26 protein-coding genes are annotated in these 23,693 nt (G+C 34.9%); 7 read left to right on the top strand and 19 right to left on the bottom strand.

Annotated features, from left to right (window positions below; translation table 11 throughout):
- Positions 1 to 112 precede the first annotated feature (112 nt).
- On the bottom strand, positions 113 to 1,702 hold the full coding sequence (locus GQR56_RS18430; RefSeq protein ID WP_076917068.1) for an ABC-F family ATPase: 1,590 nt from the start codon (positions 1,700 to 1,702) through the stop codon (positions 113 to 115).
- A gap of 648 nt (positions 1,703 to 2,350) precedes the next feature.
- Between GQR56_RS18430 and GQR56_RS18425 the strand changes: the two genes are divergently transcribed.
- Positions 2,351 to 3,559, top strand: a complete 1,209-nt coding sequence (locus tag GQR56_RS18425; RefSeq protein WP_166114210.1) for a porin — start codon at positions 2,351 to 2,353, stop codon at positions 3,557 to 3,559.
- 86 nt (positions 3,560 to 3,645) lie between these two features.
- On the opposite strand, the gene GQR56_RS18420 is transcribed toward GQR56_RS18425, so the two are convergent.
- Positions 3,646 to 4,554: a LysR family transcriptional regulator gene (locus GQR56_RS18420; protein ID WP_024612518.1), complete on the bottom strand. Its 909-nt coding sequence runs from the start codon at positions 4,552 to 4,554 to the stop codon at positions 3,646 to 3,648.
- Positions 4,555 to 4,661: 107 nt separating this feature from the next.
- Between GQR56_RS18420 and GQR56_RS18415 the strand changes: the two genes are divergently transcribed.
- Together GQR56_RS18415 and GQR56_RS18410 are read left to right on the top strand one after the other, a co-directional pair.
- On the top strand, positions 4,662 to 5,834 hold the full coding sequence (locus GQR56_RS18415; RefSeq protein ID WP_166114207.1) for an MFS transporter: 1,173 nt from the start codon (positions 4,662 to 4,664) through the stop codon (positions 5,832 to 5,834).
- A gap of 24 nt (positions 5,835 to 5,858) precedes the next feature.
- Positions 5,859 to 6,995, top strand: a complete 1,137-nt coding sequence (locus GQR56_RS18410; protein ID WP_166114204.1) for an MFS transporter — start codon at positions 5,859 to 5,861, stop codon at positions 6,993 to 6,995.
- Between the two features lie 545 nt (positions 6,996 to 7,540).
- Here the strand turns inward: GQR56_RS18410 and GQR56_RS18405 are convergent.
- From GQR56_RS18405 to GQR56_RS18395, 3 genes are all read right to left on the bottom strand, one after another.
- Positions 7,541 to 8,422 (bottom strand): alpha/beta hydrolase-fold protein, encoded by an 882-nt coding sequence (locus tag GQR56_RS18405; protein ID WP_166114201.1) that lies wholly within the window; start codon positions 8,420 to 8,422, stop codon positions 7,541 to 7,543.
- A 35-nt stretch (positions 8,423 to 8,457) separates the two neighbouring features.
- Positions 8,458 to 9,069 carry a MarC family protein gene (locus tag GQR56_RS18400; RefSeq protein ID WP_166114197.1) on the bottom strand — a complete coding sequence of 204 codons (612 nt, stop codon included), beginning with the start codon at positions 9,067 to 9,069 and terminating at the stop codon, positions 8,458 to 8,460.
- Positions 9,070 to 9,214: 145 nt separating this feature from the next.
- Positions 9,215 to 9,772: a GNAT family N-acetyltransferase gene (locus GQR56_RS18395; RefSeq protein ID WP_166114194.1), complete on the bottom strand. Its 558-nt coding sequence runs from the start codon at positions 9,770 to 9,772 to the stop codon at positions 9,215 to 9,217.
- 95 nt (positions 9,773 to 9,867) lie between these two features.
- Here GQR56_RS18395 and GQR56_RS18390 point away from each other — a divergent pair, with 95 nt between their 5' ends.
- Both GQR56_RS18390 and msrA read left to right on the top strand, forming a co-directional pair.
- Positions 9,868 to 10,071 carry a hypothetical protein gene (locus tag GQR56_RS18390; protein WP_024612513.1) on the top strand — a complete coding sequence of 68 codons (204 nt, stop codon included), beginning with the start codon at positions 9,868 to 9,870 and terminating at the stop codon, positions 10,069 to 10,071.
- Positions 10,072 to 10,274: 203 nt separating this feature from the next.
- A complete protein-coding gene (msrA, locus tag GQR56_RS18385; RefSeq protein WP_166114191.1) occupies positions 10,275 to 10,874 on the top strand; it encodes a peptide-methionine (S)-S-oxide reductase MsrA in 600 nt (199 codons plus the stop codon).
- A 48-nt stretch (positions 10,875 to 10,922) separates the two neighbouring features.
- Here msrA and GQR56_RS18380 read toward each other — a convergent pair whose 3' ends face one another.
- The 7 genes from GQR56_RS18380 to GQR56_RS18350 all read right to left on the bottom strand — a co-directional run bounded on the left by GQR56_RS18380 (position 10,923) and on the right by GQR56_RS18350 (position 15,903).
- Entirely contained in the window at positions 10,923 to 11,159 is a 237-nt protein-coding gene (locus GQR56_RS18380) for a hypothetical protein (protein ID WP_166114188.1), read from the bottom strand.
- A 702-nt stretch (positions 11,160 to 11,861) separates the two neighbouring features.
- The gene (locus tag GQR56_RS18375; RefSeq protein WP_166114185.1) at positions 11,862 to 12,476 is read right to left on the bottom strand and encodes a hypothetical protein; all 615 of its coding nucleotides are present in this window, start codon (positions 12,474 to 12,476) and stop codon (positions 11,862 to 11,864) included.
- Positions 12,477 to 12,627: 151 nt separating this feature from the next.
- On the bottom strand, positions 12,628 to 12,864 hold the full coding sequence (locus tag GQR56_RS18370; RefSeq protein ID WP_024612511.1) for a hypothetical protein: 237 nt from the start codon (positions 12,862 to 12,864) through the stop codon (positions 12,628 to 12,630).
- 73 nt (positions 12,865 to 12,937) lie between these two features.
- Positions 12,938 to 13,951, bottom strand: coding sequence for a DUF5924 family protein (locus tag GQR56_RS18365; protein WP_166114182.1), 1,014 nt, complete (start codon positions 13,949 to 13,951; stop codon positions 12,938 to 12,940).
- A 745-nt stretch (positions 13,952 to 14,696) separates the two neighbouring features.
- Positions 14,697 to 15,086 carry a hypothetical protein gene (locus tag GQR56_RS18360; RefSeq protein ID WP_166114180.1) on the bottom strand — a complete coding sequence of 130 codons (390 nt, stop codon included), beginning with the start codon at positions 15,084 to 15,086 and terminating at the stop codon, positions 14,697 to 14,699.
- Between the two features lie 88 nt (positions 15,087 to 15,174).
- Positions 15,175 to 15,327 (bottom strand): hypothetical protein, encoded by a 153-nt coding sequence (locus tag GQR56_RS18355; RefSeq protein ID WP_166114177.1) that lies wholly within the window; start codon positions 15,325 to 15,327, stop codon positions 15,175 to 15,177.
- 171 nt (positions 15,328 to 15,498) lie between these two features.
- Positions 15,499 to 15,903: an RDD family protein gene (locus GQR56_RS18350; RefSeq protein WP_166114174.1), complete on the bottom strand. Its 405-nt coding sequence runs from the start codon at positions 15,901 to 15,903 to the stop codon at positions 15,499 to 15,501.
- Between the two features lie 672 nt (positions 15,904 to 16,575).
- Here GQR56_RS18350 and GQR56_RS18345 point away from each other — a divergent pair.
- Both GQR56_RS18345 and GQR56_RS18340 read left to right on the top strand, forming a co-directional pair.
- Positions 16,576 to 17,553, top strand: coding sequence for a DUF1852 domain-containing protein (locus GQR56_RS18345; RefSeq protein ID WP_166114171.1), 978 nt, complete (start codon positions 16,576 to 16,578; stop codon positions 17,551 to 17,553).
- Positions 17,554 to 17,631: 78 nt separating this feature from the next.
- A complete protein-coding gene (locus GQR56_RS18340) occupies positions 17,632 to 18,663 on the top strand; it encodes a methionine synthase (protein WP_024612505.1) in 1,032 nt (343 codons plus the stop codon).
- A gap of 218 nt (positions 18,664 to 18,881) precedes the next feature.
- Here the strand turns inward: GQR56_RS18340 and GQR56_RS18335 are convergent, their stop codons facing one another.
- The 7 genes from GQR56_RS18335 to GQR56_RS21575 all read right to left on the bottom strand — a co-directional run bounded on the left by GQR56_RS18335 (position 18,882) and on the right by GQR56_RS21575 (position 23,218).
- Positions 18,882 to 19,109 (bottom strand): hypothetical protein, encoded by a 228-nt coding sequence (locus GQR56_RS18335; RefSeq protein ID WP_206018205.1) that lies wholly within the window; start codon positions 19,107 to 19,109, stop codon positions 18,882 to 18,884.
- A gap of 228 nt (positions 19,110 to 19,337) precedes the next feature.
- Positions 19,338 to 20,093: an ATP-binding protein gene (locus GQR56_RS18330; protein WP_166114165.1), complete on the bottom strand. Its 756-nt coding sequence runs from the start codon at positions 20,091 to 20,093 to the stop codon at positions 19,338 to 19,340.
- 171 nt (positions 20,094 to 20,264) lie between these two features.
- A complete protein-coding gene (locus GQR56_RS18325; protein ID WP_166114162.1) occupies positions 20,265 to 20,705 on the bottom strand; it encodes a hypothetical protein in 441 nt (146 codons plus the stop codon).
- Positions 20,706 to 20,797: 92 nt separating this feature from the next.
- Complete coding sequence (locus GQR56_RS18320; RefSeq protein WP_166114159.1) at positions 20,798 to 21,220, bottom strand: Imm26 family immunity protein; 423 nt, start codon at positions 21,218 to 21,220, stop codon at positions 20,798 to 20,800.
- 579 nt (positions 21,221 to 21,799) lie between these two features.
- The gene (locus GQR56_RS18315; protein ID WP_166114156.1) at positions 21,800 to 22,237 is read right to left on the bottom strand and encodes a hypothetical protein; all 438 of its coding nucleotides are present in this window, start codon (positions 22,235 to 22,237) and stop codon (positions 21,800 to 21,802) included.
- 113 nt (positions 22,238 to 22,350) lie between these two features.
- A complete protein-coding gene (locus GQR56_RS18310) occupies positions 22,351 to 22,914 on the bottom strand; it encodes a hypothetical protein (RefSeq protein WP_166114153.1) in 564 nt (187 codons plus the stop codon).
- A 202-nt stretch (positions 22,915 to 23,116) separates the two neighbouring features.
- The gene (locus GQR56_RS21575) at positions 23,117 to 23,218 is read right to left on the bottom strand and encodes a transposase (protein WP_240920953.1); all 102 of its coding nucleotides are present in this window, start codon (positions 23,216 to 23,218) and stop codon (positions 23,117 to 23,119) included.
- Between the last annotated feature and the right edge of the window lie 475 nt (positions 23,219 to 23,693).

The following is a 23,693-nucleotide window of genomic DNA, read 5'->3' as shown; positions in this document are numbered from 1 at the left end:
ATGTCCGGTTTTAGGCGGGTATTATACCCAAACCAAGTTTAATTGCGACTCACAAAAACAAAAAAAGCCATGTTTAAACATGGCTTTTTAGAGTTAACGGGTAAATAGGTTATTAAGCTTCTTTACTCGCTAAGTATTCTGCGTAGTTGCCTCTAAAGTCGATTATTTCACCGTCTTTAACTTCCCAAATACGAGTAGCAACAGAGGATACAAATTGACGATCGTGCGATACAAACATCAATGTCCCTTCGTAGGCTTCAAGTGCTAAGTTAAGCGCTTCAATAGATTCCATATCCATGTGGTTAGTTGGCTCATCCATAAGTAATATGTTTGGTTTATGCATCATAATTTTACCAAACAGCATACGACCTTGCTCACCACCAGATATTACTTTAACTGACTTTTTAATATCGTTTTGCGAAAACAACATACGACCTAAAAAGCTACGAACTACTTGCTCGTCGTCGCCTTCTTGTTGCCATTGCTCCATCCACTGAAACAAGTTCATGTCGGTTGCAAATTCGTCAGCGTGATCTTGCGCGTAATAACCAATGTTCGCGTTTTCAGAAAACTTAAACTCACCGGCTTTAGGCGCCAAGCGCCCTGCTAAAGTATTAAGTAATGTTGTTTTACCAACACCATTTTCACCAATAATAGCAATACGTTCGCCAACTTCTACTAAACCTTCAAGGCCTGAGAATAAAGTTGTATCGTCAAAACCTTGCGTTAGATTATTCATTTCAAGTGCGTTGCGGAATAACTGTTTTTCTTGATCGAAACGAATAAACGGCGTTTGACGTGATGACGCTTTAACTTCATCTAACTGAATTTTATCAATACGCTTAGCACGCGATGTTGCTTGCTTAGCTTTAGATGCGTTAGCAGAGAAACGCGAAACAAACTGTTGAAGCTCAGCAATTTGGTTTTTCTTCTTCGCGTTTTCACTTAATAACTGCTCACGGGCTTGCGTTGCTGCAAACATGTATTCGTCGTAGTTACCTGAGTAAATACGTAGCTCGCCGTAGTCAATGTCGGCCATGTGTGTACACACAGAGTTTAAAAAGTGACGGTCATGCGAGATGATGATCATGGTACAGTCGCGTTGGTTCAACACGTCTTCTAACCACTTAATAGTATAAATATCCAAGTTATTGGTAGGCTCATCCAGTAGCATAATGTCTGGGTCTGAGAACAATACTTGAGCAAGTAGCACACGCAGTTTAAAACCAGGTGCTATTTCAGACATTGGACCAAAGTGTTGGTCTGTGCCAATACCTACGCCTAATAAAAGCTCGCCTGCTTTAGATTCAGCAGAGTAACCATCCATTTCGGCAAATTCAGTTTCAAGATCGGCTACTTTCATGCCGTCTTCTTCACTCATTTCTGGTAAAGAATAAATACGGTCGCGCTCTTGTTTAATTTCCCATAATTGCTTGTGACCCATGATCACAGTGTCAATTACTGAGTATTCTTCGTATGCAAACTGGTCTTGGTTTAATTTAGCAACGCGTTCATTTGGATCAGTACTTACATTACCTGAAGACGCTTCAAGCTCACCACTTAAAATTTTCATAAATGTTGATTTACCACAACCATTTGCACCGATTAAACCGTAACGGTTTCCGTCGCCAAATTTTGCTGAGATATTTTCAAATAATGGTTTAGCACCAAATTGCATGGTGACATTAGCTGTACTAATAATAGCGCTACCCTCCGAGGGTGTAAGGATGTATTTAAATTGCGCGCAGTTTATACCAAATTAGGCCTTTTTTCTATCAAAGATTATTTTCAAACACTGGCATTACAGTGCATTTTTAAACGTACTACCCTTATTTAAATGTACAGTAATAAATAAAGCTTATAAGAAGGCTGGTGGCTTATTTTAGTAAGAATTAAATTTGGGCTTAAAGTAACCTTTTATCAATTATTTCAATTAATAAAACTATATTTAAAAACAACTCAGCTTATTGATAAATGAGGGATGGTATCTATCTGGTTTAATCTATCGGATTTTATTACCTTAAAATTATTTTTAGTTATACCTTTGAAAATAAAGCCATTTTAGAGCAATTACACTACATGTTATTTTTTAATCAACGTGAAATAAATTCAAATTAATATTTATGCTATTAAGCGTTTTACAGCACTATTTACCTATCTAACCACATCAATAATCAAATGTTTTTAACACAATAAAAACAACGTTAACGGTGAGTGAATATTCTTGGTGTTTTGTTGTCACTTTTAATGAGTATTTTTCACTTTTGAGCTATATAGTGCTTTGTTAGTCTGCAACTATTAAAATTTTACTTTGGTAAAAACAGTCGTTCACACACTGAGGCAATATAAAATGAACATAAAATTAGCGGCACTGTTTAGTGCACTTATTGTAGCTGCTCCGACTGTATTTGCAGTCGAATTGTATAAAGATGACACTAACGCCTTAAATGTTGGTGGTTATGTAGATGTTCGTGTAATTAATACTCAAGGTCAGACCGAAGTCGTCAATGGTACCTCACGAATAAACTTTAGTTTTGAGCGAAAACTTAAAAATGATTGGATGGCACTTGCACTTGTAGAATGGGGTGTAAACCCTGTGGGCAGTAGTGATATTGTTTACAATAACCGCTTTGAATCCATTCAAGATGAGTTTTTGTATAACCGTTTAGGTTATGCGGGTCTTTCTCATGAAAAATACGGGCAACTTACAATCGGTAAACAATGGGGTGCTTGGTACGACGTAGTTTATGCCACAAATAATAGCTTTGTGTGGGATGGTAATGCCGCTGGTGTATATACGTACAATAAAGACGATGGCGCAGTGAATGGAACTGGTCGTGGCGACAAACTCGTGCAGTATCGTAATAGTTACAAAGAATTTGATTTTACAATACAAGCTCAATTAAAAAACGATGATTTTTATACCTGCGATATTACCGATATATCACAATCGCAATGCCAAACATTATGGGAGTCTGGTGATAGTGCAGCCCAAAGAGTCGAATTTAACTCAACGTTTGGCAGTGCAGTTACTTATAACGTAACTAAAATGCTTACCCTTACTGCAGGTGTAAACAGAGGAGAGTTTGACCTTACTTTTGGTGATGGTACTACCCGCTCAGTTGAGGACTTAATATACGGTGCGGGTATTAAATGGGGCGACTTTAATGCACCTGGCTTATATGTAGCGGCTAACGTTAATAAAAACCAAAATCATGATACCGACAACCTAGGACGTTTAATTAAAGATGCTATTGGGGTCGAAACCTTTGCATCGTATCGTTTTGATAACGACTTACGCCCTTTTATTGCCTATAACCTGTTTGACGCCGGCGACGACTACGTTATTCAGCCAAACTTTAACGCCGATCCAAATGATGTATTTAAACGTCAATTTGCTGTTATTGGTTTGCACTATCTTATTGATGCAGACACTATTGCTTACGTAGAAGCACGTAAAGATTTTGGTGACTTTCAAAGTAATAACAAAGAACAGCAAGCTTTAATGGAACAGTCGGAGGATGATGGCATCGCTATTGGCTTTAGATATAAACTTTAATGCTAATTTAAGCTAAATTTATTTAAAACCCTACGATAATTATATTGTAGGGTTTTAGTCGTTTTACTCGGATTTTAAACAAGTGTTTAAGCCATGCTCCGTTGTATCTCGGGCTTTGCGGCCAGCGCTATATCAACAAAAGCGTGTACTGTTGCGTTTAAGTTACTTTGTTTATATTGCACTTCTACCGGTATTTTTTTAGTCGCATTTTTTATTGCCACAAACACACACCCTTCGCTATATAATTTACGAACACAATGTGGAGCAATCGATATTCCAAGCCCTGCTGCAACTTCGGTAACTAATGTTTGCATATGTCGAGGGTGGCTTATTATATTTGGCGAAAAACCAGCACTTTTACAAAGCATTATGGTTTCATCAAATAAACCAACTGCTTCGTCTCGATCAAAAATAACAAATTTATCATTTTTTAAGTCATTCAAATCAATACTCAATTTGTCAGACTCGTTATGATCTTTATTTAAAACAGCGACTAACTTATCGATATAAATATCGTGTTTTATAAATTCATCACTAATTGACTCAGGTAATGGTCGCGAAAATCCAATATCAATTAATTCATTTTTAAAAGCGTGTATTTGTTCCGTCGCGGTCATTTCGAACAAGGTGACATGTACATGCGGATATTGCTGTTTATATTCTCGTACAAGTGTTGCCATAAAGGTTAAGCATGCCGAACTTAAATGGGCAATATTAAGTGTACCTACCTGCCCATTGTGCGCTCGTTTAACTTGAGTTTTAGCTTTTGCAGCGAGCGCCAAAATTGCGTTGGCATCTTTTAATAACTGCTCACCGGCTTGAGTTATTGCAACATCTCTCGAGTTTCTTATAAATAATACAACATCAAGCTCGTTTTCTAACTGTGCAATGTGCCTGCTTATTGCCGGCTGCACGGTGTGTAGCTCTTTCGCTGCCTCTGAAAAACTTTGATGCTTAGCAACGCTTACAAAGCTCTTTAATGTTTTTATGTCCATAACATGCCTAAAATACAATAATTGTATAGATTCTATAAAATAATATGATTTTTGTTATAGGTAAAGAACTCTTATTATTACCCCATGTTTAAAAATCAGAGAGCACTATGGCAAAGCCTGAACATAATCAATCATTGAGTCGGTTTATATTATTACTGATGACCACTGCAATTGCTGCAACAGCCGCCAATTTATATTACAGCCAACCTATTTTGCCGCTTATAGCGAGCGAGTTTAACTTAAGTAATTCGCAACTAGGCAGTATTCCAGCGTTAACACAAATTGGTTATGCGTTTGCCTTATTGTTTATATCTCCTTTGGGTGACTCAATTACCCGCAGGCGTTTAATTAGTCTTTTATCGTGTTTATTGGTGTTTGCTTGCGGTACTGCAATGCTAGCGCCAAACTATTCGTTGTTACTTATCTCGGTATTTTTAATTGGTGTAAGCGCCAATATTACCCAGCAGCTAATACCGTTTGCGGCATCGCTTGTATCTGCAGATCAAAAAGGTGCAACATTAGGCACCTTAATGATGGGCTTAACCATTGGTATTTTACTTTCAAGAACGTTAAGCGGATTTGTAGGTGAGCAATTTGGCTGGCGAAATGTATTTTTAATGTCGGCATTACTTGCAGCTTTATTTGGTGTACTACTCCGCATTTTTTTACCTTCAAACAAGCCCAGCACTAACTTGCGTTACTTGGCGCTTATTAAAAGTACATTGGCATTATTTACTAAACATAAATCGCTACAACATTTTACACTTTCAGGTGCTTTTTGGTTTGCTTCATTTAACGTACTTTGGGCAACACTTGCTATTTATGTAAGCGATGAGCCATTTAACTACAACGCACAACAAGCTGGTTTATTTGGCGTAATTGCTTTGGCAGGAGTAATTGGTGCTAAGTCATCTGGTAAATGGGTTAACAAACTAGGATCTAAAACTTTAATAATGATTGCTCTTGCGTTAGCAGCTATTGGTTTTGTAATTACCGGTTTATTTAATGGCAGTTTGGCATCATTAATAGTGGGTATTATCTTAATCGACTTTGCCATATTTAGTGCTCAAGTCGCTAACCAAGTTCGTGTTTTTAGTATTGATCCATCAGCGCAAAGCCGCATAAATGGAATTTACATGTTGGGTTATTACATTGGCGGCGCTGTTGGCTCAATGGTTGGTGTAAAAGCATTTGCACTTTATCAGTGGCCAGGAGTTGTAGCTGTAAGCATTATATTTATTTTACTAAGCGCAGTTTTTAACTCTTTAGCTAAAAAATAATTACTTTAAAATTTAGGAGTACATATGAATAAATTAAAAACAGCGGGTAGCTTTACACTCCTTTGTATAGCTAGCTTAACTATAATGGTAGGCACTTTACTTGCTCCGGGTTTAGTAAGTATTTCACAAGGATTAGGTATAACCGATAACGCCGTACTTTTAATTACACTTCCCTCGTTAGGTGCCGTTGTGTTTGCTCCTATTGCGGGAAAACTAATAGATAAATACGGCGCTTATAAACTCTTAATAATTGGTTTGTTTTTATATGGTCTTGCAGGTGCCAGTGTTTATTTTTTAAATGGTCCTACATTAGTATTTGCTAATCGATTTTTACTTGGTGGTATAACTGCTGTTGTGATGGCTAGTTGCACTGTTTTAATTTCAACATGGTACACAGGCGAAGCGCGCCTAGGTATGATTGCAAAACAAGGCATGGCAATAGAGCTAGGTGGTGTTGTATTTTTATTTTTAGGTGGTTTACTTGCGTCGCAGTTTTGGGGCTTACCACTTTCACTTTATTTAATTGCATGGGTATTTTTAGCGATGCTTTTGTTATTTGTGCCAAATAAAAATTTAACAAACCACAATAATGAAGAAATAGTTGAGCTCAACACGGCTGAAACGATTAACGGACTTTCTTTAAAAAGTGTTTATGTAATCTCGACTTTAGCAATGACCATATTTTTTACATCAACCGTTTTACTTCCTATTACTATGAATGCACAAAATTATAACGAGTCACAAATTGGTCAATTACTCGCATTTATATCTTTAGTCGCAGTGGTTACAGCTGGCTTTATGCCTAAAGTAACAAAGTTGCTAGGTGAACCCAAAGTGTTGGCATTTGCTTTTTTAGCTTTTGGTTTATCGTATATTTGTTTTACATACGCAAGCACCCTACTTTTAATTTTAGGCGCAATATTAATAGGCATAGGGTTTGGTTTTAGCATCCCTCTTTTAAATCATATGACGGTTGAACTAAGCGATGTAAAAGTACGTGGTAAAAATTTATCTTACTTTACGATGGCTGTATTTTCGGGTCAGTTTTTTACGTCTTTTATGGAATATATTCCTGGTGGTGAGCAAAATGTATTTATAAGTTGTAGTGTATTCGCATTTATAATTACACTCGTATTGTTTTTTAAAAAAGCAAAGCCTTAATATGTAGTAAAAGAGCATTTATAAAATGCTCTTTTACTTCTCTAAATCTACCATCTTGTATTTCGCACTCCCTTTTTGATCATTTTAGTTACAATTCACTCTATTGCTTAGGCAAGTATTAAACTAAATTTAGTATGATGTGTTCTTTATGTGTAAAGCCACCAGCCATTAACTATTATTATTCTTTAACTACAAAAACAGTATTAAAACTATGATGTAACTTTGGTGAGGTTATATTGAAATTGCACGATACTTACACAGCATATTACTAACCCTCTAAACACACAGCGTACATTAAAAGCTGCAAACAAATTATGGGCTATATAAGTGCTAAGTATTGATAGTATTTTAACTTAATTACCATCAACTGTATATAAACACAGTATTCCAGCTTGTTGTACAAAACTAACTTTAAAATCAGGAAAACATATAAGTACTTAATAATATTAAACTAAGTCTAAAAATATAAAGTTTGTTTGTTATTAAAAATATATAAAACAGCATTAACTGTATATTTATACAGTTAATGTTTAAGCCAAACAAACTTACCCTTTAATAAACTTATTATACCCAGCCAAAGCAGTACCTACGCTAAGCGGTGGATTATCTGAGTGCTCTGCACCTGCATTTATAGCACTTTGCCACACAAGGTTAGTATTAGGATTTGCAGTTAAAGCTGACTCTAAATTATTAAACGCCTCTAACATTAATGGGTTCTCTGCTCCACCCACAGATATATACAAATAAGTACGTGATTTAAGTCTGCTAGATTCGTTTTGTAAAAATGTCTCTACTCTTTTAACTACGGTCATGTCGTCATACCAAGCAGCAGGGCTAAATGCAAAGTAGCCATTAAACAATTCAGGCTTTGTATGCAGTGTATAAAGTACAAAGCTCCCCCCAGCCGAAAACCCACTTAAAATACGATTATCAGTAAGCTTATAGTTAGCCGACAAATACGGGAGCAGCTCTGTTTCTATAAATTGCAAAAACTTATCGGCTTCCCCATTCGGTTCAGGAAGTGTTTCAAGCTCTAAACGAGGTTCTGTATTTACCTCTTGTCGAGCATAAGGAGGCACTAAATCGCGATTGCGTGTATCAGTAAAAAATAAATTAGGAATAGACACCAATATAGCCTTATCCCCTTTTTCACTTTTGGCTTGCTTTGTAAGTGCTTGATCCCATGTTTCTAAATTAAAATTACCATCTGTTTTAATAATTAATGGATATGCTTTTTTGGGATTGTAATTAGCGGGTAATCTAATAAACACTTTGCGGGATTCGTTAAGCACTTTAGAGTTAATTGTTATATCTGTATAGGCAGATACATAATGGTTGTAATAACGAATGGCTAAAATACCTAAAGCAAATATTACAATGGCTAAACTTAAATTTATAAAATAGTGTTTTGTTATTTTTACAGCCATACGGCATTTCCTAAATATTGAATTAATAGCTAATTTTAATCTAGCTTAACCCATTGTTTTATTTCAAGCGCTGTCATAATAAGCTCTACTGAAAACGCAGCTAATATCATCCCCATCACTCGCGTTAAAATAGATGCTCCACCAGTACCAATTAACTTAATAATTTTACCCGACAGTAATAACAATATTAATGTAATGCCCAATACGCCAAGTGTAACAAGGGCTGTGCCTATCTGAGTCGAAATTGGATGTATATGGTTATCGGTAAGTAATATAACCGCTAATATAGCGCCTGGAGTTGCTGTTGCAGGTATGGCAAGCGGGAATACTGCAATATCGTGCTCTGGATCTTGCTTTGCTTTATTTGAGTCGCTACCAAAAATCATCTGTAAACCAAATAAAAACAATATAATACCGCCCCCTAATTGAAACGATACTAACCTAATACCCATTGCATTAAGTATAAGTTGACCAATTAAAATAGAGCCTAATAATACACACCCTGCATAGAGCACCGTTTTAAAGGCTGTTTTACGACGTTGTTGATCAGTTAGGTGTGAGGTTAGCGCAGCAAACAGCGCCATAGTTCCTATTGGGTCTATGGTAGCCCAAATAACGAGGGCATCTTGGGAGAGTTTTTCTAGCATATAAAATCCTTGTTAAGCGAACACGTTTAATAAAACTCGGGTAACAAATTCATTTGCTTACACTTCATCATTATTCAAAGTGATTATTTTTATAACATTATAGACTCTTTTCTAATTAAATATTCAAAAGTGGTTATTAAACATTTTAGCTTTTTAAGCACTTAAACCAAATTTCGCTTTTATCCTTACCATCATTTTCATCTAACTTTAAATCATCCACTTCACACATACTTTGTATGACCGCTTTACTCGTAAGCGAAAATCCAAGTTTAGTTAATAAAGTATGCGAACGTATATTTTGCGTACTCACCTCAGCAAAAAGGTAGTTTATTTGCTGTACGCTTGGCAAAGCACTTATAAACCCCACCAGCGCTTCAAACATTAAACCTTGTTGCCAAAAAAGTGGATCGAGTTCAAAACCAATAAATGCAGTCTTACTTGTATGTTCTATTTTATATAAACCACATGTGCCTATTAAATCTCTATCTGTATTATGTTCAATTGCTAGACGAATAACTTCGTTCTCGTAGTATGCGCTTATATCGTCTTGTATTAATTGTTTAATATCGGCTTTGCTAAGCGGAGTTTTATAATCATTAAATTGAGCAACAAGTGGATTATTTAAAATAGTAAATAATTTAGCGGCATGCTTATGAGTGATCAAACGCAGAGTAACGCGAGGTAACTTTAAATTTTTAAACATTTATTTTTAGTTAGTCAGTTGAAATAGCTCTTTATGGAAATACATTATTAACTTACCATATCCCATTAACAAGTATTATATGAGTGCACATTCCCATGAACGACGAGTTTAAAGTAATACAACCCACAACGACTGTCTATTGCCCAAAGCGCGGCGAAGGCTGGACCCTAACAGGTATTACTAATATTAATGAATTCACCTCAGTGATGTTTGACGGTACACGCTACACCCTCCCTGCTCGCGAAATAGTTGAGGAGCTTTTGCCAAACCAATTAGCAAGAGAACAACAAAATAAGTAACAAGCTATTTAACCACTTATCAGTAATAGGCTGCCTATTAAGTTATTAGGTAGCCTTTTTGTTATCAATTCTTTGTGCATATCTATTTATAGTCACTTCAAAAATTAGCACTTAATAAAAATGAAAGACGTTTTGTAAATAACAGGTCTAATTGTATAACTACATAGCGCTTTATACATTCATCATTTAGATGTGAGATTTTTATGAAAAAAATATTAGGCATAGTTTTAACTTCATCTGTACTTTTTTATGCATCCCTTGCCCACGCAGATAAAACCGAGAAAGCAGTATTAGCCGGTGGTTGTTTTTGGTGTATGGAATCAGATTTCGAAAAACTAGACGGCGTAACCGATGTTGTGTCGGGCTTTACCGGTGGGGAGCTTAAAAACCCTACATATAACGGCAATCACCAAGGTCATTATGAAGCAGTTGAAATAACTTACGATCCAAGCATAGTGACTTACCAAGGCATACTTGACCATTATTGGGTAAACATTGACCCATTTGATGCGCGAGGTCAGTTTTGTGACAAAGGACCTAGTTACCTAAGCGCTATATTTGTAGAAAACGATGAACAACGTAAATTAGCCGAAAAAACAAAAGCGGCTGTAGTAGCAGAGTTCCCTAATCAAACCGTGGTTACCCCTATATTAAATGCAAGTACCTTCTACCCTATTAAAGGGAAAGAAAGCTACCACCAAGATTATTACAAAAAAAATTCAATCCGTTACAATACGTATCGCTGGCGTTGTGGGCGTGATAGCCGTTTAGAAGACATTTGGGGCGATAGAGCAACGCACTAAAAAGTCGATAATTAAATATATAATGGGTTAAGTGTTAATCCATTATATTTAATCTTTTTTCAAAATATCATGCTCAGAGAGTTTGTGTTGCTTAGGTATATAAATCATTACTATAACAGCAATAGCTAACACTATTACAAGCCTTAATGTTGAAATAGGAATCAAAGGCTCTAATATGTTCACTAAAAATATCAGTGGAATAACAGCAACAATACCAATTAGTTTATGCCGCTGGGTAAACTCGTGAAGTGCCCCACACTCAGTGCACCTAAATTTTGTAGACATACGAGCGACTACAAACCAAGATAAAGATATATTCTTGTGGCAATTTAAGCATTCAGGACGCATATTATTCCCATACTTTTACTAGGGTCTGTTGATCTTTGCGGATTAAAATTTGTTCAAACTAGGGGCTATTTAATCGCGGCGCGAGATTTGTAACCTAGTGGGCTAAGTCAAAACCGAGCAACAAAGAGTAAATAGCCCCTAGGAAGAACCCTTTGGGCAGCGCCTGTCTTGCCTTTATGCTACGTTATCGCCTATTTATGGGGAATAACCACACTGCATAGGCTCTGCCTTGCCTAAATACCAAACAGACTGCTGCAAATTTAACCTTGAAAGATAAACAGACCCTAGTGAGCTTAATTTTATCGCACCAAAATGTAGGTCCCTATTGGTGTGACTAAATGAAGGTTATTATTATCAACGAAAATAATCTCCCAATTAATAATTTGAGAACCTGATGTTACGAATAAAGTGTCCCCCTCTCTGTAGTAGGGATAGTTTCTATTACCAAAGATCTCCATTATCTCGAGTATTGAATTCTCATCGATATCTAAGTAATTGCCAACTGGAATTTCCCTAGACATATCATCAGATTCAATTATCTCTATTAATTTCCATTTATACTGTATTGACATATCTTCAGCGCTCAATGGCTGGGATACAACAAGACTGAAAATAATATATTGAATAAAAAATATTTTTTTAAGCATAGACTGAAGTTGTGTTTCTTGAAGGAGCACTTGCTAATAATCGCCCTAAGCCATCCGGCAGCTGGTCAAGATTGTATTTCACAATGTTTCTACCTGATTGAACTTGTTCCCCTAGGTGATTTCTAGACACCCCAGTAACTGTTTGCATTAAAAACCTTGGAGAATAGGGATGCGGCGACCATGTAAACTCATGTTCAAATATAATCTCATAGCTCCAACCTCTTTCCATTTTAGGGTACTCAATTATAGCCTGAGTTTCACCTAAAGCATAAGTTGATGCTAAAGAAATTACAACAGAAGTCGAAGCTTTTATTCCTGTATACACAAAACCAGTTGCTAACGTTAATACACCAGTAGCAAGATATCCTGCGTGTCGGATAGCTTCTTCCCATTCAGAATTCCACCTCCTAGCATGTTTACCTTCAGGAAATGTATATGTATGAGAAAATTTACTATTTAATTTTTCTTTCATATGACAATTTGGAGCTTTCCCTCTTCCCATCCAATGACCACCATCGGTCCAGTTCAATCTATTTGAACATTTAATTTCTAACTCTTTTCTCTCTTTTAGAGACAAATTTTCTGCTCTCATTATTTTCGTAGACATATAATTTCCCTTTACTTTGTATAATTACTATATGGGTACAATATGAAGTTGCTTCATATATGTCAAGTTTGATGTTTATTTTTCTAAGTAAACTATAATTTTTGACCTTTTTAATAGCTCTGGGCTGCTTTAAGTAAGCAGCCCTTATAAATTAATAACTTAAATAAGCCATAAAGATAATTAATACAACATAAAAACAAAAACCTAATAGAAATATTAAATCAACCTTTCTAGCTTTGCTCGCTCTATACGATGCAAAGTCTTTAAGCTCGCCTTTATACCGCCCAAGCGTTACCACTTTTAAAAGTAACCAGCCGGTCGAGTAAAACAAAAAGCTCAAACCAGTTTCAATTATTAGCCAAATAAAAATTTCAAATGCAATACTCATAACTTATATCCATTAGTTAAGTATGCAAAAAACAATATCAGCTATTTGTTCAAATTGCAGCCAACTGAGTTAGTTAAGGTGTAACAATAAATTTCGTTAAACCAATTAATTGACCAGATTCAGTAACTACCTTAACTTGCCACTTACCTACAGCATCACTTGGAAAGTTTACTTTATGAGTCCATGCTCTATAACCAAGCTCTCGTCCGCCATTTATATTTAGCGTTATCCGATCAACTTCTTTTTTATTATGTATCCATACATGAAATATTTTTTCATTTAAGCCTCTTGGCGCTTTAACGGCTGTCCAGCTATATAAACCTTGATGATGCAGCGTATAAGAATCTAACTGTTTAATACTCCCTACGGGCTTTTTATGTTGTAAGTCAACTTCATGAGCCAGCGTAATATCAGTTAAACGCAATGCTGCCGGTGGTATATAGCTTTTAAGCTGCCAAATACCAGCGCTTAATAAAGATAAAACAAGCACAAGAATAGGAAACCGCCACCAGCGCACATTAGGCATTAAATTACCTAAGCTAGGAAGTGTAATAATTACAGCAGTAACTAAAGCAATTAAGAGGCTTTGGCTTGTTGTAAGATTTAATAAAATGGGTAAAGTTACAAGCAATACAACAAACAAAGCAAAATTATGAAATATACTAAATAATGTACGATTTTTGGCTAGCTTCTTGTAATAAAAAGGATCAATAACTGAGGCAACAGCACATAAAATAATTAGCGAAGTAAAAATGGCTTGTGGATGATCCCACTGAGTAACAGCCAAAAAGAAGGGTAAAGCAAAAAATAGACTTTCTTGCTGTACCATCTGTAATGCAAAACGCATTACGTTAGGAGAAACAGCAATACCAAACTTTTCTTCCACCTTGTCACGCAGCCAATTATCAATAATCAACCACAACCAACTAACAAGCAAAAATATAGCAATAACCTGCGAAAACGACTCTTTTCTATCAACAAGTACAAAACTAGCAACACCAGATAAAAAAGCTAAAACAGCAAGTAAACCAGGACGTTTTTGCATTGCATTTATGAATTTTGTTATTAAACTTTTTAAGTAATCCATCTATTAGCACTTCCTTACGGGTATATACTCTACAGAGTAATATTTAAGTTCGTAATTTTACCTACCACTAAATGAACTACAGATAGACGAGATATAAAAATTTTATTCACAACACGGTCTTAGTAAATTATTTTAACTATAATGTAAGGTTAAATAATCAGATAAATTTTTAGTTAAATGCTATACAGTTATGGGCTCTAATAGATAATGAAATATCATGTGTATTGTTCAGTCAGCAAAAGCGTGGATTAGTAGTTAAGTAGTTAAGTAGTTAAGTAGTTAAGTAGTTGGATAAGCTTATTAATAAACTCGCAAAGCAACCACTATGTGGAAATAGTAAATGGAAGTAGAAATGTTTGTAAGTGTCAGTAATTTTAAACGTATATTATGGAATAAGTTATCGGGGTCAATCTATTGGTTACTTGTTTGGCCTTATGCGAGTATTGTTTTTAAATCAAACCCCCACTATCCGGCTTACTTAAAGCCTATTAGTATCTTCCTCGTATCTTCTGAGTCTTCTGCTCCAAAAGGATACTATACCAGCATGCCTTATATTCTTAATGATATTTTGCCCGCAGTATGTTTTTGGATTGTATGGATAGTAATTCTTATTGTGCTTCCTAGCCCTAAGTTTAAGTCTAAGTCTAAGTTTAAAAAACCTTAGTTAACTGAATTGCGGCTCCCAAGGCATAAGATAACTAAAAACCTCGGAATCGGATGATGTAAAAGCCTAAGTTCAAAAAATTCAGCATAAGTTCGAAAATTTATTGCAACAGCTCGTATCCTTACAGATAAAGTTTTTTACAACCCAACCTTTATTGTTATAAATATAGCCAGTTCCACCAGCAAAAATGTCGTATGAATATGTTTTGTGGTCCATTATTAACTTCCCAGAATATTTACAAGGCATAATAAGTGACTCACCGTGTTCCTTTTCATTACTCACTTGTTCTGCAATATCAAAATACAAAGCAATTTCAGTTTTAGTAAGTAATAAATTATCACACACGTTATATTGCGTATTTTCCTCATCAATCACTTTTTTAAAAGTTAATATTTTAAAGTTATCTTCATAGTTAAAACTACAAGATACAATAAATAAAGCAGCTACTACACACACAACATTCTTAGTCATAAATAATCTCTGTATTTAGCTTTTTAAGTAACTTTTTAAGTAATTGTATGAATGTTCTTTAAATTAAATCTGATTTACTATTTTAGAATCATTCATCATGGTCCTCTTTTAACTCTACAACCATTTTACCTGAGGCTAATCCTTTAGGCTCTTGTATGTTATTATTTTCAAGCTCTAAAACTAGCTTTTTTAGATTAGCTTTTATAAGTTCTTCTTTTAGTAATCGTTCAGCATCGGTCATTTCCACCTCCTAATAGAGCCATTCATAAATATTGCTACAACTACTCAGTACTACAACTAAATTTGCTATTTACTTTTCTATGTACTTTTATCTATATGTTAATTTTTATGCCATATCGAATTGGCACACCTAACAATAACGTAAACTAAAATAACGTAAATTAAAGGTTCATTACTTTTTAGGATTTTTGACGACGACTGTGTTTGCTAACATATCGTGAAAACTTTGATGCTTTTTAGATACAAATAGCGGAATTATAAAAGCCAGATTAAACGATACTATAAGTGAAAATAGAAGCGACCTTTTAAATAATTGAAAAACAGTCGCCTTATTGCCAGTATTTGCATCCACGATGCTAAGACCAAATATTCTTTTTCCCACATTAATATTTAATACCCAATAAATAAAAAACATCATAGGTATATAGCAAAGCATAAGCCATTCAATCGGTATATTTTCATGAAACAGATTAAATGTTTTTCCTACTGTTGTTAGTACATACAATGGCAACATAACCAAAGTAATGTCAATTATAAAAGCGGGAAACCGCAGTAAAGCTACTTTATTATCCGTCATTTTGTAATCATTCCTTTAAGCAATTTAGTCAGTAGTATCTCTTTGATTTTACATTAACAGACATTTCACTCAAAAAACGACCTCTGTTAATTAACAAATTAAAATCAGCCGAATAAATAACAAGGCTATAGATTTTTGAGTAGCTAAACGCAAGTTACTCTTAGCTATCTAAACGTTATAAATGGGAGGAACACCGTTCTGTGCATTTCAACAAGACTTTAATTACACCACACAACAACCTAAACCATTGTTTTAAATTAAAATAAAACTTAAAAACAATAAAGCTATATAAATATTTGTTTATTCTAGTTTAAAAAACAAGTGTTGAATATCATTCATGTTCAACATGAAATAAATACAAACAGCCTAAATAGAAGTCTAGACACCTACACTTCCCTACTAAAATCCTATAATTTAATCACGTATTTTGACTGATTTTTATGTAATTGCATCTATTCATATCAAGTAATGAATATGACTCATGTTTTATGTGAAATTAAACCGTTTTTATTCATGTACCAACCCACGTATAAATTACTCATCACTTAGCGCTAAACACTATTACTAACAACTTAAAGCTGCTGAATAACAAACCAGCACACTAAGTTAAAAGGTTAATAAAGCGCAAAGCATCAATCAGGTTTAAATTATAAAAATTGGATACATAACACGATGAAAAAAGATTTTACATTTAACATTAAAAGCGTTTCACTCGACGAAAATTATCATCCATCAACCAATACACGTATCACAACCAATTTTGCTAATTTAGCAAGAGGTGAATACCGCAAATCAAACTTGCGTAACGCCTTGAACATGATTAACAACCGCTTTAATGCCCTAGCCCATTGGGATAACACCAAAGGTGAGCGTTATGCTGTTGAGCTTGAAATTATCTCTGTTGAGATAGGTATCGAAGACGGCGGCGAAAGCTTCCCCTCTATCGAAATATTAAAAACAAATATTGTTGATCATAAAACAAATAAACGCATTGAAGGCATTGTAGGAAACAACTTTTCATCGTATGTGCGCGACTACGACTTTAGCGTACTCCTACAAGAGCATAACAAAGGTAAGTCTCAATTTAGTATTCCTGATGACTTTGGGGTTTTACATGGCAAACTATTTCAGTCATTCGTAAATTCAGAAACATACAAACAAAACTTTAAAAAACCGCCGGTTATATGCCTAAGTGTGTCAGATAACAAAACCTATAACCGCACCGAAAACCAACACCCGGTACTTGGCGTAGAATACGAACCAAATGAATCATCTTTAACAGAGCAATACTTCAAAAAAATGGGCTTACAGGTACGTTACTTTATGCCACAAAATAGTGCCGCGCCTTTAGCATTGTTTTTCTTTGGTGATTTACTTAATGATTACAGCAATCTTGAGCTTATAAGCACCATTAGTACGATGGAAACGTTTCAAAAAATCTACAGACCAGAAATTTATAACGCCAATGCAACAGCGGGTAAATCATATAAACCAAACTTAAAAAACTTGGATCATTCATTAACTCAAATCGTGTATGACCGAGAAGAGCGCGGCAAGTTAGCAAATGAACAAGGCAAGTTTGCACAAGAGCATTTTATCAAGCCGTACCAAACGGTTCTTGAGCAATTCTCTACTCGCTATCTGTCATAACAACTAATAGTAACAACCAGTAATAACGCGCTTAACGCTACGTTTAATAATTAACTAAAATATACGGCATTATTTATTATGAAAAAATTACTACCTACATCTACCGCTGGCAGTTTACCTAAGCCTTTATGGCTTGCAGAGCCAGAAACACTTTGGTCACCTTGGAAATTACAAGGTGACGAATTAACCCAAGGTAAGCACGACGCCCTGCGTTTGTCATTATTCGACCAACAACAAGCAGGTATTGATATTGTTAGCGATGGCGAGCAAACAAGACAGCATTTTGTAACTACGTTTATAGAGCACCTAAACGGTGTTGACTTTGAAAAACGCAAAACAGTAAAAATTCGTGACCGATACGACGCAAGCGTGCCCACCGTTGTGGGCCCTGTGAGCCGTCAAAAGTCTGTGTTTGTTGAAGACGCCAAGTTTTTACGCAAGCAAACAAAGCAACCTATAAAATGGGCTTTGCCAGGCCCAATGACCATGATAGACACATTATACGACGATCATTATAAAAGCCGCGAAAAACTAGCGTGGGAATTTGCCATAATTCTAAATCAAGAAGCAAAAGAGTTAGAAGCCGCAGGCGTTGATATTATTCAATTTGATGAGCCCGCGTTTAACGTGTTTTTTGATGAGGTAAACGACTGGGGTATTGCTACATTAGAGCGCGCAATTGAAGGTCTTAAATGCGAAACAGCTGTGCATATTTGCTACGGCTACGGCATTAAAGCCAATACAGATTGGAAAAAAACATTAGGAACTGAATGGCGACAGTACGAAGAAGCATTTCCTAAGCTTCAGCAATCTAATATCGATATTATCTCACTAGAGTGCCATAACTCCCACGTACCAATGGATTTACTAGAACTTATTCGCGGTAAAAAAGTAATGGTAGGCGCAATTGATGTAGCAAATCATACTATCGAAACGCCAGAGGAAGTAGCAAGTACACTGCGTAAAGCATTGCAATTTGTAGATGCCGACAAGCTCTACCCGTGCACAAACTGCGGCATGGCACCTCTACCTCACCATATAGCCAGAGGTAAACTAAATGCCTTGAGCGCTGGGGCTGAAATTATCCGAAAAGAACTATCAGTAAAATAATCAAAATACTACACGTAGTAGAGTGCTCTATTTAATATAATTAGATTCAATAAATATGAATGCTCTACTAATCTGTAATCTTCGGCTTGTTCCAAATAAATATTTATAACGTCATTTAAAAATAATTTAATACGTTAAATTGCCCAAATATTTATGTAAAAAGGAATAAAAACAATACCTTTATTGTTCATGTTAAACTAAATATACCGCACAACTAATTAACGTAAATTCCAGTCAGCAACTAATTTAATGCTCACTTTATCACCATTCCAGTTTATCGTTTCTACTAATTGCACCATCTCAATTTCTTTCTCATTTAGTAATTCATTATCTTTATTATAAAGCCTAATATATCCAGCTTCATCTCCTGCAGAGCTACCTGGCATAACAGGTAATATATTGTCATAGGAAAATAACTCAATTCTATATTGTTTATCAGGACTCATAAAAACAGAGTGCGGTGACGATAAAAGCATTTTCCTAAACGAGAGGATGTTTAATGATAATATAAACAATACACAGATTATTATTAAAATGATCGTTTTTTTACAATGTAATTTACTCAATTTTATCCCTACTTTGTAAAAGCATTTTGCATAGTTTATTTTACCTATCTCATCAAATCTGAATTATTGTTTATATTTATCAAACTTGCCTGCCGCATTACTGTTTTTTCAAACGTGATTAAATAACAGCTCAGCATAACGTTTCATTGGTACATTTATTATTGCTTGTAACGATATAGCTTTATCTATCAGCTCACTCTTAACTAATAAAGGCATAGTGTTGTTAAAAGCAAAAACGATTTTGTTGCCACCTTCTATTGTAAAACTTAGAATTCTTCCTTCAAACTCTTTATCAAGTAACTGGTCAAATTTTTCTTTAAGTTGCGCTTTGGTATGGCAAATATTAAGTACAAGTACGCCATCAAAAGTTAGCGCATTTTTACAATGCCGTAAGTAAGATGAATCCACCTGATCCGACTCCATACCTTCTGAACTATATAAATCAGAGAAAATAACATCAGTTTTTACCTGTGTTTTTTTCATATAATTTGCCGCATCATCAATATGAATAAAAAGACGATCTGATACAGGGACTCCAAAATATTTTATTGCCATATCAGCAACTGCTTGGCGATACTCAACGGTATGTATAATAAGATCAGGAAAAGCATGATAAAGATTTTTTGCTATTGAGCCTGCACCAAGCCCCATAATCATCGCAGTTTTTAAGTTTGGTATAAAAAAGAGCGCAGTCATCATTGCTTGTGTATAAGCAAGATTTAACCCATTGATGTTATTTAACTTGATGCAACTTTGATAAATTTTTCCATCAAAGCTAAGGATTAGATTTTTTGGGGTTTGATATACATAAACAGGGCCGTGCTCATCAGTAACTGATGCAATACAAGTGCCTTTAATATCCACGAATTCTCAATGCGTGATGTAATGAAAAATGAGTATAACTTACTTAACACAATGAAGGTTGTTAATATGACCTATTAAAGGTTTTATAGGGGTAACCAAATAAACCTTACTTTATTCTCATTTTATACACTGAGTTTAGAAAAACTTAAATTAAAATTTACTAATTAAAATCTAATGCTTAGATTGCCCGTCATGCTTATTCTCATCCCATGGTGACCTCTGAACTGAAATTGGTAATCCAATATAATTTTCGAGGGCTTCTTTGTTCGAAATAAACCAATCTAATGTGGCTTGAGAAAAGCATTCTGATTCGAGTATTCGTATCAATTTTTGAGCTCTCACCAAAAATACTTCAAGACAAATTATGCCAGACTTATGCTTTTCTTTAATCGCATAAATTCTTGCATTTGAAATTGCATCAAGCGAAAAACCAAGTTCATTATTTCCAAGATAAAAATTCACTGATGAATCAAAAGTCATTGCAACTAAATTATTTTGTAACACATCTGCAAGTTTTACTTCTTGTTCTTCATCAAGATATAAACTCCATGATTGTTTTTCTCCAAACCTAAGTTCTATTTCCTTAGGCACTTGGATTTTCTTCAGTTTCATCAATATTCCTATAATTGATATTATTGGTTGGTAAATCAGGCTGTTTCAAATTAGTTAGATTAATAATCTTTTATACGCAATGTAAGGAACAATTAAACATGACAGCCATTTTTAAGAGGGAATTTTGATACTTTCCCCTCAAGGTATATAACATTAAATACATTCATTTCAGGAAGGCTTTTTAACTCACTATCAGTAGCTCCCCCCATGCATTCATCAGCTACCCAAACGTCCCCACCAACAATTCTTTTATTAGCTTCTCGATCTAATTTAGACAGCGGTTCAGTGCCAATGATAGGCCACGTACCATTTTTAATTAGCTTGGTTGCTGTGTATATCAACTCAAAAGAATCACTTTTCAGTATAATTGGGTGTTTTTGATTTTTATCTAGTTTCTCAGAAAACACTTTCAAAAGAGCTATATTTTTAAAATATTTAGATACATACAGGACTTTGCATACCCCATAAGTACTTTCAAAAGGAATCGATACTATTGCACCTTCAACCACTTTCACTCGCATCTAAAATGAATCCCCATAATTTGATGATGGCAACTAATGAGCCCGTAGATTAACTCGTCTTTTTATTTATTTTTATTGATAAACAAACCATAGCTGAGTTCCTATTTTGGTTCAATCGATTACAGTATTTTCACGCAGAAGATAAAAATAATCTGATGTTGTTTTAATTGGTGTTTTATAGAAGTTACTGATGTTTTTTTGTGGCTTATTTGAGGTTAAAAGAACAAAATTTATAGTGGGTGAAGTCAATTTATTCATCCCTTTATTCACTGTAATATTCCGCTTTTTATTTAAAAGAAAGCCGGTTCGATACAGCCGAGCCGTTTGCCATTCTTTAATAAACAGCTATCGTCGTCCGACTGGGCTGTCTATTTTTACTTTCATTATGCCTACATGGCTCAGCTTTTTTTCGTGATTCATTATATAACAATGAACACTTCATACTGTTTTTGTTGACCTTTTTCGTAATAATTAGGATGGGTGTCATCCTAATTAATTTTTTACCTAAACCTAAAATAATTTTAATTCCCACTGAAACCTACACTTTGAATGGTAACCGGTATAATATTCAATTTATTCAAACTCATAGGTGACGTTCTTGCCATAATTTTCCCACTTCACCACAAGAATACGATCATCACCATGGTGCTCAATACGATCATGATTAAAATACCCTTCATGTTTCTCAACATAATCTCGGCCAATAGCATCCGTTTCTCTATAAAACATGCGGAAAAAAGCATAATATTTTTGTGTATCTTTTACACTTAACGTTTCTTTATTATAACTCTCTACCACTTCACGTAGAGCAACTTTATCGTCTGGTGCGTTTGCGATAACAAAATATTCAGTATTAATGCTAAGGGTATCGCCGGCATAGGACACTGTTGAGTCGGTGTAAGATAGTTGCTTTAAAGGAAATATCTCCACTGATTGAGAAGATGGACCGTTCTCGCATGAACTCAAAAAACTAAGAGATAAAATTGTTAACACTGTTGTAAGAAGTTTCATTCTTATTATACCTTGCTGCCAAACATAAAACCCCCTCAAAGAGCATTCATGCTTATTTAATCGAACCACTAAATTCATTTTCAATAGTGATAGCTGTCATAAATGGTCACTTGTTAGGTTGTAAGTTCATAGAACTCATCGGAATATTCCAACAGGTCAATGTACTTATTTTTTAATTCAAACAACCTTTTTGCATGATCTACCCATGGCTTTAAGTTGAACTCAGACTCAATTGCCTTTAATAATTTAATTTCTTCTCTAGTTGCTTCTTCTGAGTATGCATGGGACTCCATAATTGGAATCTGTAACTCAGGTTGATATTCAATCTGTTCAAGTTCAAAGTAGCCATTTCTACAACCTAAACTCAAAAAGTCTAATATATTTTCACCAACAATTATATTGGATGTATCCGCACTAGGTAATGTCATTACAATCGGAGATTCATCTAAAGACAGACCTTCCTTACAAAGAAAACCGAAATGTACGCCATCCCCAGATGTAGTTGCAAAGCTCAATGTATTAGTTGGTGTACACCAATACCCCCAACATTCAGGATTTTTAAAGAGGTTCAAACCAATAGAGTCAAAATACAAATTCTCAGAATCTAAGAATTCAGCTCTTTTAGTACCAGTTAACAACCATAATTTTTCAAGAATACGAATACCACACCTCTTCAACCTAACGAGCCTGTAGATTAACTCATTTTTTATTTGTTTTTATTGATAAACAAACCATAGCTGAGTTCCTATTTTCGTTCAATCGATTACTGTGTTTTTACGCAGGATATAAAAAAGTGTTTGATATTGTTTTAATTGACGTTTTGAAAGGGATTAAGGGTACTTGAGTGGCTTTTATTTAGGGTAAAAGCGCTTACCCTTCTTAATGCATCGTGTTTTGCAGCTTTTCTATATTATGAATGAGACAATACAGTTGCCATTGCGCATTCACTTTCGTTTGACCCCGTAAGGTCAATTTATTCATGCCTTTATTCACTGTAATGTTCCGCTTTTTATTTAAAGGAAAGCGAGTCGTTTGCCATTCTTTAATAAATAGCAATCGTCGTCCGATTGGGCTGTCTATTTTTACTTTCATTATGTCTACATAGCTCAGCTTTTTGAGTGATTAATTATTTATAACAATGAACACTTCATACTGTTTTAGTTGGCTTTTTTCGCAAAAATTAGGATGGGTGTCATGCTAATTTCTTACCACGCGTCAAATCCCGATAAATCGAGTTTATTTTCGACAATATAACAAAGGGCATACTCAAAAGTGCCAGGCAGAATTTGCTCAGCGAAATTGATAGGAATGAATTTATTTTGACAGGATAAGTCAGGCTTGACTTCTCACCCAAAGAAAGTGCCATAACAGTTTACCGTGGGTGAATAATATCTATTAGATCACAGCGAACAGATGGATTCAAGGTTAAAAAGCAACCAACCAAGAATAGTTGGAT

Source organism: Pseudoalteromonas sp. Z9A5 (genome assembly GCF_011378875.1).
Lineage (GTDB): Bacteria > Pseudomonadota > Gammaproteobacteria > Enterobacterales > Alteromonadaceae > Pseudoalteromonas.
The sequence above is the reverse complement of the archived record's forward strand: the minus strand, read 5'-3'. Positions and strand labels throughout refer to the sequence as shown.

What these genes read in the sequence shown, in the direction of transcription:
- GQR56_RS18325 (WP_166114162.1), bottom strand. Translation starts at nt 20,705, where the DNA reads ATGAAACTGAAGAAAATCCAAGTGCCTAAGGAAATAGAACTTAGGTTT.
- GQR56_RS18400 (WP_166114197.1), bottom strand. Translation starts at nt 9,069, where the DNA reads ATGCTAGAAAAACTCTCCCAAGATGCCCTCGTTATTTGGGCTACCATA.
- GQR56_RS18390 (WP_024612513.1), top strand. Translation starts at nt 9,868, where the DNA reads ATGAACGACGAGTTTAAAGTAATACAACCCACAACGACTGTCTATTGC.
- GQR56_RS18360 (WP_166114180.1), bottom strand. Translation starts at nt 15,086, where the DNA reads ATGACTAAGAATGTTGTGTGTGTAGTAGCTGCTTTATTTATTGTATCT.
- GQR56_RS18340 (WP_024612505.1), top strand. Translation starts at nt 17,632, where the DNA reads ATGAAAAAATTACTACCTACATCTACCGCTGGCAGTTTACCTAAGCCT.
- msrA (WP_166114191.1), top strand. Translation starts at nt 10,275, where the DNA reads ATGAAAAAAATATTAGGCATAGTTTTAACTTCATCTGTACTTTTTTAT.
- GQR56_RS18395 (WP_166114194.1), bottom strand. Translation starts at nt 9,772, where the DNA reads ATGTTTAAAAATTTAAAGTTACCTCGCGTTACTCTGCGTTTGATCACT.
- GQR56_RS18315 (WP_166114156.1), bottom strand. Translation starts at nt 22,237, where the DNA reads ATGAAACTTCTTACAACAGTGTTAACAATTTTATCTCTTAGTTTTTTG.
- GQR56_RS18350 (WP_166114174.1), bottom strand. Translation starts at nt 15,903, where the DNA reads ATGACGGATAATAAAGTAGCTTTACTGCGGTTTCCCGCTTTTATAATT.
- GQR56_RS18425 (WP_166114210.1), top strand. Translation starts at nt 2,351, where the DNA reads ATGAACATAAAATTAGCGGCACTGTTTAGTGCACTTATTGTAGCTGCT.
- GQR56_RS18345 (WP_166114171.1), top strand. Translation starts at nt 16,576, where the DNA reads ATGAAAAAAGATTTTACATTTAACATTAAAAGCGTTTCACTCGACGAA.
- GQR56_RS21575 (WP_240920953.1), bottom strand. Translation starts at nt 23,218, where the DNA reads ATGAATAAATTGACCTTACGGGGTCAAACGAAAGTGAATGCGCAATGG.
- GQR56_RS18415 (WP_166114207.1), top strand. Translation starts at nt 4,662, where the DNA reads ATGGCAAAGCCTGAACATAATCAATCATTGAGTCGGTTTATATTATTA.
- GQR56_RS18355 (WP_166114177.1), bottom strand. Translation starts at nt 15,327, where the DNA reads ATGACCGATGCTGAACGATTACTAAAAGAAGAACTTATAAAAGCTAAT.
- GQR56_RS18410 (WP_166114204.1), top strand. Translation starts at nt 5,859, where the DNA reads ATGAATAAATTAAAAACAGCGGGTAGCTTTACACTCCTTTGTATAGCT.
- GQR56_RS18365 (WP_166114182.1), bottom strand. Translation starts at nt 13,951, where the DNA reads ATGGATTACTTAAAAAGTTTAATAACAAAATTCATAAATGCAATGCAA.
- GQR56_RS18375 (WP_166114185.1), bottom strand. Translation starts at nt 12,476, where the DNA reads ATGTCTACGAAAATAATGAGAGCAGAAAATTTGTCTCTAAAAGAGAGA.
- GQR56_RS18335 (WP_206018205.1), bottom strand. Translation starts at nt 19,109, where the DNA reads ATGAGTCCTGATAAACAATATAGAATTGAGTTATTTTCCTATGACAAT.
- GQR56_RS18380 (WP_166114188.1), bottom strand. Translation starts at nt 11,159, where the DNA reads ATGTCTACAAAATTTAGGTGCACTGAGTGTGGGGCACTTCACGAGTTT.
- GQR56_RS18370 (WP_024612511.1), bottom strand. Translation starts at nt 12,864, where the DNA reads ATGAGTATTGCATTTGAAATTTTTATTTGGCTAATAATTGAAACTGGT.
- GQR56_RS18420 (WP_024612518.1), bottom strand. Translation starts at nt 4,554, where the DNA reads ATGGACATAAAAACATTAAAGAGCTTTGTAAGCGTTGCTAAGCATCAA.
- GQR56_RS18405 (WP_166114201.1), bottom strand. Translation starts at nt 8,422, where the DNA reads ATGGCTGTAAAAATAACAAAACACTATTTTATAAATTTAAGTTTAGCC.